Raw genomic sequence first — 12,438 nt, forward strand, 5'->3', positions numbered from 1 at the left:
CACTTACGCAAAAAAGAGATACAGATATGACTTCATTGGTAGGACACTTCATTCATGGCGAACACGTAGCGCCGCAAGATGGAAATTTGATTGATATTCACAACCCTTCTACTGGCGCGGTGTGCGGCCAAGTAGAAATGGCTTCATCGGCATTAGTACAAAAGGCGATAGATTCAGCAAAAGCGGCTTATCCAGCATGGCGTGCCACGCCACCAGCAAAGCGTGCACAGGTTATGTTTCGCTTAAAAGTATTGCTAGAGCAGCACAGCGACAAAATTTGTGAACTGATTAGTGAAGAGCACGGCAAAGTGCTACACGATGCGAAAGGTGAGTTGCAGCGCGGTATTGAAAACGTTGAGTTTGCTTGTGGCATGCCTCAATTGCTGAAAGGTGAGCACAGCAAAGACGTGGGCCCAGGCATTGACGCGTGGAGTGAATTCCAGCCCCTAGGTGTAGTGACAGGTATTACGCCATTTAACTTTCCGGCCATGGTGCCTTTATGGATGTGGCCCAGCGCTATCATGTGTGGCAACACCTTTGTGTTAAAGCCATCTGAAAAAGACCCATCTAGCGCTTTATACATTGCAGCGCTTGCGGCTGAAGCAGGCTTGCCGCCGGGTGTGCTAAACGTTGTAAACGGCGACAAAGCTGCTGTAGATCAACTGCTTGAAGACCCAACGATTCAAGCGGTAAGTTTTGTAGGTTCAACACCTGTTGCCGAAGCTATTTATCAAAAAGCCAGTGCTAACGGTAAGCGTTGCCAAGCCTTAGGTGGCGCGAAAAACCACGCCATTGTTATGCCAGATGCGGATGTAGATAACGTTGTTAATGCGCTAATGGGCGCTGCGTTTGGCTCATGCGGCGAACGCTGTATGGCGTTATCGGTAGTGCTGGCAGTAGGTGATGAAATGGGCGATACCCTGCGTGATAGGCTATCAGCACAAATCGAAACCTTAAAAGTGGGGGCGGGTAACGACAACAGCAATGACATGGGGCCGTTAATCAGTGCTCAACATTTCGATACTGTAAGTGGATTCATCGACTCCGGTATTAGCCAAGAAGCGGATTTAGTCAGCGATGGTAGAAAGCTTAGTGTAGAAGGTTTTGAAGAAGGCTATTTCTTAGGAGCTACCTTGTTCGACAAGGTAAAACCTCACATGGAAATTTACCAAAAAGAGATTTTTGGCCCTGTACTTGTGATGCTACGTGTACCTGATATGCAAACCGCACTTGAGCTAATTAACGAGCACGAATACGGCAATGGTACCTGTATATTCACCCGTGATGGTGAAGCCGCGCGTTTCTTTATCGATCAGGTTCAAGTGGGCATGGTGGGTGTGAACGTACCGTTACCCGTGCCTGTGTCTTACCACAGCTTTGGTGGTTGGAAGCGCTCATTGTTTGGCGATTTACATGCCTACGGGCCGGACTCTGTGCGTTTCTACACGCGTAGAAAAGCCATTACACAACGCTGGCCTTCAACTAATTTGCGTGAAGGCAGTCAATTTTCTTTCCCAAGCAATTAATCATAAAGCTAGCGTTTAAACCGATGAAGTTCGCAAATCAGCGAACTTCGTTGGCCATTAAAAACCGGTGCAACGGCCTCTGGCAAAGCCGCTGGCATAAATGTTGAAAGTCCAAAATATAAGAATTTACCATTCGGTCAATTTTTATCGTGTTATCGGCATTAACTATGCGCATAAAAAAAGAACAGCGCATTAGACAAAAGAATAATCACGCCCTTTGCTTTAGGCGTCTCAGCAATAGTAGCGATACATAATAATGAGTGAACAATCAGTACAAAATCAGAGAGAAATTATATTTACCGTTTGGTAAATAAATTTATCAAGGTTGCACTCTTATAGTACGTTCGCTGAGCTAATTTGGGGCAAAGTGTTAATAGGAATAACCTTCCACCTGCGAGGACAAAACAATGGATAAGCTTAGAATTAACGGTCAAAGATTATGGGACAGCCTGATGGAAATGGGCGAGATTGGCGGCACTGAAAAAGGCGGATGTAACCGCTTGGCCGGCACAGATCTAGACAAGCAAGCTAGAGACTTGTTTTGCGCATGGTGTGAAGCCACCGGTTGTGAAATTAAAGTAGATAAGTTCGGTAATATTTTTGCTAAACGCCCAGGTATTAATAACGAACTACCTTCCGTGGCTACCGGAAGCCACTTAGATACCCAGCCTACCGGCGGTAAGTTCGACGGCGTATTCGGTGTATTGTCAGGTGTTGAAGTACTTCGCACCCTACATGAAAATAATATTACTACCCCAACCCCCATTGAAGTTAGTGTGTGGACCAACGAAGAAGGCTCACGCTTTCAGCCTGCCATGCAAGGTTCTGGCGTATATGTAGGCCGTTTTGATTTACAACAAGAACTAGATAAAACCGATGTGAACGGTTTACGTTTAGGCGACGAATTAGCTCGCATAGGCTACTTGGGTGAAGAAGAGTTAGGTAGCCGTAACATAGGCGCCTTTTTTGAAGCCCATATTGAGCAAGGCCCAATATTAGAAGATGAAGAAAAGCGTATTGGTGTAGTACGTTTAGGCCAAGGTATTCGTTGGTACAACGTAGAAATACAAGGCCAGGAGTCTCATTCTGGCACCACGCCAATGCACTTACGCAAAGATGCCATGGTTGCCACAGGCAAAATTGTAGCGGAAATCGAATCGCTAGCTAACCGTTATGACAACGGCTTGGGCACCGTAGGTTTTATGCAGGTTTATCCAAATTCACGTAATACTATTCCTGGAAACGTGAAATTCAGCGCCGATTTACGTAATCCTAACCCCGACGTGTTGGCTACCATGCATGAAGAGTTCGTGGCCTACTGCAACTCGGTAGCCAAAGAGCGTAATTTAGAGATTACTGTTGATAACTTTTGGTACTTTGCGCCGGTCGAATTTAACGCTTCCGACGATGTGAAAGCCGCCACTGAAAACTTAGGGTATTCACACATGGATATCTACGCGGGCGCAGGTCACGACGCCTGTTACATGGCAGATCTAGTTCCTGCGGGCATGATTTTCACGCCTTGTGAAAATGGTATTAGCCACAACGAAATTGAATACTCTAGCCCTGAGCAATGTGAAGATGGCGCAAATGTGTTGCTTCATACCATGTTAACCGCCAGCAAGCGTATTGCTGAAGCCGCTGGCGCCCCTGTTACTGAAGACGAGGGAGCAAGCGTATGAGTTCAGAAATCAGTGAGGTCACACTTAGTAAATCGGTGACCGAGAGCGACTATTTTAACGAAGACCTTGCACCTACTAAGCTTTCTGAGCGTACGTGGGGTACAGGAAACATAGCGGCGCTATGGGTAGGTATGGCGGTCTGCGTACCTACCTACACCCTTGGCGGCGTGCTTACCAGCTACTTTGGTTTGTCGGTAATGGAAGCCTTGTTCACTATTTTGTTAGCAAACATAGTGGTGCTTATTCCTCTTACGTTAAATGCCTTTCCAGGGACTAAGTTTGGTATTCCCTTTCCGGTGGTACTTCGTTCATCGTTTGGTGTGGTGGGCTCTAACATTCCCTGCCTAATACGGGGTTTTGTAGCCTGCGGCTGGTTTGGAATTCAAACCATGTTTGGCGGCCTTGCCATACATCTGTTTTTATCATCGGTATCAGACGGCTGGGCTCAGCTTGGCGGCTTAGGAGAAGTAATAGGCTTTTTTGCTTTTGGTGCATTAAATGTCTTTATCGTAATTAAAGGGTCAGAGTCGATTAAATGGTTAGAAACTCTAGCTGCCCCGTTGCTCCTTATTGTAGGTGCTGGGCTGATTTGGTGGGCGAGCGATAAAGTATCGGTTACTGAGGTTTTAGCCACACCCGCAAGTCGCCCTGAAGATGCAGGCTTTTTCAGCTATTTCTTCGCCGGACTCACTGCCATGGTAGGTTTTTGGGCAACACTGTCGTTAAATATTCCTGATTTCAGTCGTTATGCTAAAAGCCAAAAAGCCCAAGTGACTGGGCAAATCATAGGCTTACCCCTCACCATGTTTATGTTTGCTGCCTTAGGGGTATTACTGACCTCTGCGTCAGTGACCTTAGTTGGTGAAACCGTATCCGACCCGGTAACGCTTATTGGTCATATTGATAGCCCGTTTTTTGTGGCAATCGCCATGCTACTTATTATTGTGGCTACCTTATCTACTAACACGGCCGCTAACGTAGTATCTCCCACCAACGATTTTCAAAACATAGCACCAAAATATATTAACCATACCCGCGGCGTTTTATTAACTGGCTTAGTAGGTGTGTTATTGATGAGTTGGGAGCTTTTAAAGAAGGCCGGCATTATAGAGTCTGACGTTAGTGTAGAAAGCCTGTACTCAAATTGGTTGCTGGGTTATTCAAGCTTACTGGGCCCTATTGCGGGCATAATGATTGTTGATTATTTCCTGATTAGAAAACAAGAGCTAGATGTAGCCGCGCTGTACACCAGCAGTGCCGCTTACCCGAAAGTGAATTGGGCTGGTTTTGTCGCTTTCTTAATTCCAGTTGGCATCACATTGTTAGCCATTACTGCAGATGTATTCACATGGTTTTATAACTATGGATGGTTTACCGGTTCTATTTCTGGCGCCATCATTTATTACTTTGCGGCGGGCAAGCTAGTTAACACCGTGAACACAAATGTTGGTGAGCTAGCAAAAGCCTCTTAAATTTACGCGAAACAGGACACGAAAATGGCCATATTATTACGCGGTGGTACCGTAGTTACCCACGAAATGACTTACAAAGCCGATGTACTTTGCGAAGACGGCAAAATTACTAAAATAGGCGAAGATCTTGCTGTAAATGAATCAGATGTAGAGATAGTCGATGTCTCTGAAAAGCTAATCATGCCCGGCGGCATCGACCCGCACACACACATGCAACTGCCATTTATGGGCACGGTAGCCGCCGATGACTTTGCCTCTGGCACAGCTGCCGCTCTAGCTGGTGGCACCACGACTATTATCGATTTCGTTATCCCAAGCCCAGGCCAGCCCTTGATGGAAGCCTATCAACAGTGGCGAGACTGGTCTGAAAAATCCATGTCTAACTACACCTTCCACGTGGCGATAACCTGGTGGGATGACAGTGTGCATAAAGACATGGAAACTCTGGCTACCGAATACGGCATTAATAGCTTTAAACATTTCATGGCGTACAAAAATGCCATCATGGCCACCGATGATATTTTAGTATCAAGCTTTACCCGTTGTATGGAATTAGGCGCTATTGCTACCGTGCATGCCGAAAACGGTGAACTGGTGTATCACTTACAACAACAATTGATGGAAAAAGGTATTACTGGGCCTGAAGCGCATCCGTTATCTCGCCCGCCCATGGTTGAAGGTGAAGCGGCTTACCGTGCCATTAGTATTGCTGAAACCCTAGGCGCACCTTTGTATTTAGTGCATTGCTCGGTGGAAGAGTCGGTTGATGCTATTCGTTATGCACAGCAGCGCGGGCACCACGTTTATGGTGAAGTGTTGGCTGGGCATTTAACGGTTGATGATAGCGTGTATCAAGATGTCAGCTGGGAGCGCGCAGCGGCCCACGTTATGAGCCCACCGTTTAGGCCTAAAAAGCATCAAGACGTATTATGGAAAGCCCTACAGTCGGGTACCCTACAAACTACCGCTACCGATCATTGCGCTTTTTGTAACGAACAAAAAGCAATGGGTAAAGACAACTTCACGCAAATTCCAAACGGCACCGCTGGGGTAGAAGAGCGCTTGGCGGTATTGTGGGAAAAAGGCGTGAATGGCGGCAAAATAACCCCTAACGAATTTGTAGCGGTAACGTCTACCAACGCAGCCAAAATCTTCAATATGTACCCCGCTAAAGGTGCGGTACGTGAAGGTTCCGATGCCGATTTAGTGATATGGGATCCGAAAGGCTCAAAGGTGATTTCAGCCGAAACCCACATGTCGAATATTGAAACCAATATTTTTGAAGGGATGGAAATTACCGGTGTACCTGTGATGACCATTTGTAATGGTAATATCGCGTGGCAAAACGGTGAGTTGTTAGCGAAGGCGGGCGATGGTAAATACGTTATGCGCCCCACGTATGCGAACTTTTATCAATCGCTTCAAAAGCGAAAAGCATTAGCGGAGCCTAAAGCGGTAGACCGCACCACCGCATAAAACAAAAAGGCCAGTTCTCATAAATGAAATGACTGGCCTTTCTTTTTACCTTTTCTTTTTACTCTCTCTTTCGGTCTGAAAGCTAACAGCGTAAAACTACACTAACTGCTGGCCTTCCTTGTAATATTGCAATGCCGTGGTGCTATCGTGTCTGCGCTCACTAATGGCTGATAGCAATAACAGATCATCTTTGTTCGATTCCATCTTCACTGCTTTTAACAACACTTTCTCGGCCAGAATATCGTCACCTGCGTTATATGCGACTCTTCCCAAGGTTGAATATAACGCTACATTTTCACTGTCTTGTTTAATCCAGCTTTCCAGCAACCGCAACGATGGCGCTGCGTTAGGTATATTCAACTGGGTAAAATACGGGAACAATACTGGGTGTGGTCCTTTCTTTTGCCATTCTACTAACAAAGTTTGCGCTTCAGCATGCATGCCTTGTTCAAGCAATTGTTGAATATAGGCCGCGCGATAAGCGTCGTCTTGCTTAATTTTACGCGGTAACCCTTCCCAGTGGGTTTTAAGCTCAGCAGCCCCATTTTTACTGGCAATTTCAGCTAGCTTGCCCTTGGCAATTCGCTGCGACCATAAGGTGTAATCTTCTTTCGGTAACGCCTTGCGCCAACCACTTAGCTTTTCTTGCAAGGTTTGCCATTGGCCTTGCTCTGCCATTATCGACGCTTTAAGTTGTATCACTTGTGGGTTGTTGGCTTCTTCTTCATCTAAGCTATCTAGCTTTTCAAGTGCGTCGGTATGCTTACCTTCAGAAACATCAATACGCGCCATTACGATAGTGGCAGCTACATTGGCACTGTCATACTCTGCTGCTTGTAGTAGAAAATAACGGGCTTTTTGCGGGTCGTTTTGGCTTTGTGCTACTTGTGCGGCAGCCAAGTAATTTACCCCTTCAAAATCACCATTAGTGGTTTGGCTAAGTGCCTTGTGAGCACTTTTTAGGTCGCCAGCTGCTAATGACTGTAAACCATGGTAAAAGGCACGCTTGCGTTTACGCTCACCTAATGCACCAAACCAGCGGTGAGACCCCGTTACCAAGCTTAATGTCCATAACACCAACTTAGAGATAATATACCAGCTGATAATGGCGCAAATAATGATAATGCAAAAACCAATTAGGCTGGTTTCTATCGCGGTATTACCTAATGAAATCAGCACGTAGCCTTTGTCGCCCAAAATCATGGGGCCAACAATAAGCGCAACAATAAATGCGGCCAGCACCGCAAGGGCAATGACTAACCATCTCATAATGCGCTAGCTCCCTGACTGAATGCTTGTTTTACACGGGATTCTAATAATTGCTCAAGCGGCTTTTGTGATGCCAACTGACTAGGGATGGGTTGTGAAATGTCAGTACTAATAAGATTATCAAGTGCTGAGATGAAACCCGTCACTTGGCTCTTTTCTACATCGTAATGCTCTTCAAGCATGGTTTTAGCGTAAACCAAAGATTGCTCATACAGGCCTGAGTCTGCTTTAAGCGCAGCTGATTGAGCATGCATTAATTGTAAGCGAAGCTGCTCTTTCACTAAAAATTGAGCTTGTAGAGACATGACAGGCTCAACAGGGCCTTCTAAACTTTTCACGGTTAAAAAACCATCAACAATGGAGTGCCATACTTTTGCAAGGTTCTCTTTCCAGTCGTTCGCCGATTCAGACAGTTCATTACTGTCAGCATTTGCGTCTACTGGTTTTTCAAAAGTATCTAACGGTAGTTTATCAATTTGCGCCAACATGCCAGTAAGGGCTAGGGCGACCGAACTTTGAGATACAGGGTTCATTTGTTGAAGCGTTTGAATGTCTTCGGCAAGTTTAGCGCGAACCGGTAATACAGAAGGGTCGGCTAGCGATTTCAATCGCTTGTCGGCGTTCACCAACAGTAAGGTGGCTGTGCGTACATCATTTTCTAACCACAGTTTTCTACCCGCCATGCGAACCAAATAATCCGCTTCAGCAATAAGCCAATCGGCAGGACGTTGACCTTCCATGCTGTTAAGTTGCTGTTGGGTTGCTTCTGCTTGTTGCACTAATGCACTGTTTTGTTGCTGCAAAGCATCAAGCGTATCTTTTAATTCATCGTTTTGCCTATTTAGCATACGCAATGCGTCTGCTGTCTGCTCACGATCGGAAAGCATATCGTTGAGTTGTGACGTGTTCGCCAGTTGGGCTTTAACCAGGGAATCGCTGCTACCTTGTTGTTGGGTGTAGTACCAATAACCAGCACCAATAATGCCGAGTACTAAAAGGAAAATAATAATAACCACAAACCACAGAAGCTTGGTTCCCGACGATTTTTTCGCTTTTTGTGGCGTGCCGTTAGATGAATCTTCAGGTGATAGGGTATCTCTACCTGATGCCGTGTTCGCTGATGTCGTACTAGATGATTCCACGCTTACCAATTCCCCGTTTTGAGGGTCCTTCTCATTCTTGTCAGACATTTAATACTCCCAATTTTCCTTTACCCAGGCAATTAATGCCTGATCGGTGGCGCGGTTGCACACCGAAACGCGTGCTATCCCAAGATTACGTAAACTCGTTGCAACTCGTTCACTTACCGTTAACCAGGGCAACGCTAATAATTGCATACTATGGCTAGAGATAAGCTGTTTTGCCATATTTTCGCTTGTAGCGATAATGCCGCTAACATCGCCAATTTTCCAGCTCTTTGTGTAAATTGGGTTTGTAAGTGGTTCTCTTTTATAGACGCAAAACTCAGTAACCGATATACCTCTCTCGCCTAAAACGTGAGAAAGCGTATCTCTACCACCTTCTCCCTTAATAATAACGACTTGTGTACAGTTTGCCTCATTAAGTTGCTGCATGACCAGTATACCTTCGGATGTATGTAGCGAAGGCGTAACAATTTTATAAGGTAAATTCGCGCTGCGTAGTGCGCTAGCGGTCGAATCACCTACCGCTATTAGCGTAGGAGGCACCGATAGAAATGAGGCGTGAGTGAGTGCATCGAGTGCTGCTGGCACGGCATAAATGCTGGTAACGATAATGTTACTGATGCTGGCCGAGCCCAACAGAAACTGTTGTAACTCGATTGCCTTATCAGGAATGCTTTGAATATCTGACGTAGCAACCCCTACGGCATCAATCCCCGCCTGCCCAAAAGCATCTGCACTAGCCTGTAATTTAGGACGCGGGCGAGTAATTAATAGCATAAATCAGCAACCGCATATGTTAGCGATAACATACATCAGTCATACAATGCGCTAAGAATTTCTCCTGCGCCCTGTTCAAGCAGCGCGTCGGCGACTTCTACGCCAATGCGCTTCGCATTTTTTGTAGGGCCTGTGGCAGAAGCAAATAAGAGGGTTGAGCCATCTGGCTGTCCCACCATGCCTGTTAAGGTTATGCTGTCTCCATCAAGGGTAGCAAAACTTCCGATAGGTACTTGGCAACCGCCTTCTAAACGTTCATTCATAGCACGCTCTGCGCTCACCCGTGTTTGGGTTTCACCGTGGTTCAGCGCTTGAAGTAACGCAATAAGCTCGGCATCGTCATTACGACACTCAATACCCACAGCACCTTGCCCAACAGCCGGAAGGGACACCGAAGCTGGTAAACCCGTTTTAATGCGCTCTTCCATGCCTAAACGTATAAGGCCAGCAGAGGCAAGAATGATGGCATCGTATTCGCCAGCATCTAGTTTGGCTAGGCGGGTATTCACATTGCCGCGTAAATCTTTAATTTTCAGGTCCGGACGATGTTTACGAATTTGGCATTGGCGGCGAAGACTAGAAGTACCCACCACAGCACCTTCTGGCAATGCATCTAAATTATCAAAGTGGTTTGAGACAAAGGCATCGAACGGGTTTTCACGTTCGCAAATGGCGTGAAGGCCAAAATCTTCGGGAAATTCAACCGGCACATCCTTCATTGAGTGCACGGCAATATCGGCTCTGCCTTCTAGCATGGCTATTTCAAGTTCTTTTATAAACAAGCCTTTACCACCAATTTTTGCTAAAGGAGTATCAAGGATTCTATCGCCTTGAGTGCTCATTGGAACCAGTTCAACCACTATTGAATCATGGTGTTCTAACAGTTTCGCTTTCACGTACTCTGCTTGCCATAGCGCCAGTGCGCTTTTTCGTGTGGCAATACGAATCGTTCTTTTAGGGGCTGCTTGCATCATTAATATCCTGTCTAGAGCCTTGTTTAAGGCATAGAACCTAAAGCAATCAACCGACTATTGCTAAAGGCTTTCGTTCGACTTATAAGTACATTGTACTTAAATCTTTAACTTGCGCACAGGTTTACGGTTGGGAAATTGTACATAGTGTGACTATGCTTATTGCACGCTAGCAATAGGTATAAGCTCCCGCTTTCATGGATACTTCTTCGTTACACAAATTTCTCGAAAAGACACATTTAAATGGCGCTGAAGTGAAACGCCGCCGTTTGACCTTGTATTTCATCTCATATATTGGCGGTATTATTATGGCCGTGCTTGCCGCTAAAAATTTAGCGCGGGATGATCACTATCTCGCGTTTTGGTTAGGTTTTTTTTCGTTTTCAGTTTTCGCTAATGCAGCGTTGTCGCATATCTTTAAAAACAGCAATATTTTTTACTATATAGCGGGGTTTATTGTTGCGGTTATGGTGGCGGTGCTCACCATTACCGGTGGCTACAATAATACTGGGCTGCACTTCGTGTACCCGATCATTTTGATACAAATTATTATCGTGCGTTTTAGAGCGGCCATTTTTTACGTCACGGGTACAGTAGGCGTGGTCGCCTTTATCGTTTACTACCAAGAGTCCATTCCTGCGAACTATCGTGGTGAAGATGTATCAAGGTTCCTTATATCCCTTTGCAGTTTTATTGCGGTTGCGTTTATTTCTGAATACTTCTGGCACAAAAGCAGAAAAGAGATGATGACAGATAACTTAGAAAGATTGCGCCAAGCCAATTCTGACCCGTTAACGAAGGTACCAAACCGGCGTTTTCTAGAGTCGGTCTATTTTGAGCGTGCAATGAAAAACCCCGCAGATTATTTCCCGTTAAGTATTGTTGTGGTGGATATCGATTACTTTAAAAAAATAAACGATAACTACGGGCATGACGTAGGCGACAGAGTATTAGTTCAGGTTGCTACACTAATGAAAAACGCCATTAGGGCGACCGATGTTGTGTCACGTACAGGGGGCGAGGAATTTTTAATTATTTACCCCAAAACAACCTTGAGTATGGCAGTAAAGCTGGCTGAAAAAATTCGAGTGGAAATTGAAAACTCCCCGTTTATAGAAGGCGATATTTTCCATTCGATCACCGCCAGTTTTGGGGTGGCGACAGCGCTGACTGACGCGAATATCAATGACACGGTAAAGTTGGCTGACGAGCACCTTTACGAAGCGAAAGGTGCTGGAAGAAACCGAGTGATGTAGCGTTAATTTGTATAGTTAATCAAGCAGCCTCTAAGCGTGCTGTATGACAAGCGTACAAGCACACTAAGCAAGCAATTTTTGTAGCCAAGTAGATATATCACTTAGCTCTTGCATGCATACATTGTGTTGCATGGTATAGGTTTGCCAAGTGGCATTAAAACCATTCTCGGTTAACGTCTTATATGCCGCATTGCCCATAAAAATTGGTACTACTTCATCCTGCTCGCCATGGGCCATCATTATGGGTATGTCACGATTCGTATCGGTAGCGTCTTGTGCCAATAATTTTGGCTCACACATATACGTCGATAATGCTAACACACCAGCTAGTTTGTGTTTGAAACGAGGCGCCACATGAAGTGCTATTACGCCACCTTGCGAGAATCCTGCTAACACAATGCGGTTTGTAGGAATGCCATTATCTACTTGTTCTTGGATAAGGGCTTCCACTTGACTTGCCGACTCAAGTACACCATCTAAATCAGCGCGGCTATTGAAATCGAGTGATTTGATGTCGTACCACGCTCGCATACGCATGCCACCGTTAATGGTAACGGGACGCTCTGGCGCGTGGGGGAAAACAAACTTCACTGACATGCTATCAGGTAGCTTTAGCTCAGGTACAATAGGCGCGAAGCCATGACCAGAATCGCCTAAACCATGAAGCCAAATTACGCACGCATTTGGCGTAGAGCTGGGGTTCTGTTCAACGTACGGCAAAAGTTCTTGCGCCATGTTTGTGTGTTCCTACTTCTTGTATTTTCCTAAAACAGCACGGGTATTAAACGCGCTGTAAACTCATCACACTGTTTGAAGTGTTGGCGCAGGCATCGAGAGTATGTTTAAACGATTGCTACTACGGCT

At 45.6% G+C, this 12,438-nt stretch carries 10 protein-coding genes; 5 read left to right on the forward strand and 5 right to left on the reverse strand.

The window, feature by feature from the left end:
• Window positions 1-26 precede the first annotated feature (26 nt).
• The 4 genes from KYS23_RS03570 to hydA all read left to right on the forward strand — a co-directional run bounded on the left by KYS23_RS03570 (window position 27) and on the right by hydA (window position 6,156).
• A complete protein-coding gene (locus KYS23_RS03570) occupies window positions 27-1,526 on the forward strand; it encodes a CoA-acylating methylmalonate-semialdehyde dehydrogenase (protein WP_159527948.1) in 1,500 nt (499 codons plus the stop codon).
• A 407-nt stretch (window positions 1,527-1,933) separates the two neighbouring features.
• Window positions 1,934-3,208 carry a Zn-dependent hydrolase gene (locus KYS23_RS03575; RefSeq protein WP_159527949.1) on the forward strand — a complete coding sequence of 425 codons (1,275 nt, stop codon included), beginning with the start codon at window positions 1,934-1,936 and terminating at the stop codon, window positions 3,206-3,208.
• Window positions 3,205-4,680 (forward strand): NCS1 family nucleobase:cation symporter-1, encoded by a 1,476-nt coding sequence (locus KYS23_RS03580; RefSeq protein ID WP_218418060.1) that lies wholly within the window; start codon window positions 3,205-3,207, stop codon window positions 4,678-4,680. Before KYS23_RS03575 ends, KYS23_RS03580 begins: the two co-directional genes overlap by 4 nt.
• A 24-nt stretch (window positions 4,681-4,704) precedes the next feature.
• Window positions 4,705-6,156, forward strand: a complete 1,452-nt coding sequence (gene hydA, locus KYS23_RS03585) for a dihydropyrimidinase (protein ID WP_159527951.1) — start codon at window positions 4,705-4,707, stop codon at window positions 6,154-6,156.
• Between the two features lie 96 nt (window positions 6,157-6,252).
• Here hydA and KYS23_RS03590 read toward each other — a convergent pair whose 3' ends face one another.
• The 4 genes from KYS23_RS03590 to hemC are packed head-to-tail and all read right to left on the reverse strand — an operon-like array spanning window position 6,253 to window position 10,318.
• Window positions 6,253-7,425, reverse strand: coding sequence for a heme biosynthesis HemY N-terminal domain-containing protein (locus KYS23_RS03590; RefSeq protein ID WP_218418061.1), 1,173 nt, complete (start codon window positions 7,423-7,425; stop codon window positions 6,253-6,255).
• Window positions 7,422-8,615, reverse strand: a complete 1,194-nt coding sequence (locus KYS23_RS03595) for a uroporphyrinogen-III C-methyltransferase (RefSeq protein ID WP_218418062.1) — start codon at window positions 8,613-8,615, stop codon at window positions 7,422-7,424. The genes KYS23_RS03590 and KYS23_RS03595 overlap by 4 nt, the downstream gene beginning before the upstream one ends.
• Window positions 8,616-9,347, reverse strand: a complete 732-nt coding sequence (locus tag KYS23_RS03600) for a uroporphyrinogen-III synthase (RefSeq protein ID WP_159527954.1) — start codon at window positions 9,345-9,347, stop codon at window positions 8,616-8,618.
• Between the two features lie 35 nt (window positions 9,348-9,382).
• Window positions 9,383-10,318 carry a hydroxymethylbilane synthase gene (gene hemC, locus KYS23_RS03605; RefSeq protein WP_218395862.1) on the reverse strand — a complete coding sequence of 312 codons (936 nt, stop codon included), beginning with the start codon at window positions 10,316-10,318 and terminating at the stop codon, window positions 9,383-9,385.
• 197 nt (window positions 10,319-10,515) lie between these two features.
• On the opposite strand from hemC, the gene KYS23_RS03610 reads away from it, so the two are divergent.
• Window positions 10,516-11,574 (forward strand): GGDEF domain-containing protein, encoded by a 1,059-nt coding sequence (locus KYS23_RS03610; protein WP_159527955.1) that lies wholly within the window; start codon window positions 10,516-10,518, stop codon window positions 11,572-11,574.
• A gap of 63 nt (window positions 11,575-11,637) precedes the next feature.
• Here KYS23_RS03610 and KYS23_RS03615 read toward each other — a convergent pair whose 3' ends face one another.
• Window positions 11,638-12,309 carry an alpha/beta hydrolase gene (locus KYS23_RS03615; protein ID WP_159527956.1) on the reverse strand — a complete coding sequence of 224 codons (672 nt, stop codon included), beginning with the start codon at window positions 12,307-12,309 and terminating at the stop codon, window positions 11,638-11,640.
• Window positions 12,310-12,438 lie beyond the last annotated feature (129 nt).

The organism is Alteromonas lipotrueae (assembly GCF_019249255.1).
GTDB lineage: Bacteria > Pseudomonadota > Gammaproteobacteria > Enterobacterales > Alteromonadaceae > Alteromonas > Alteromonas lipotrueae.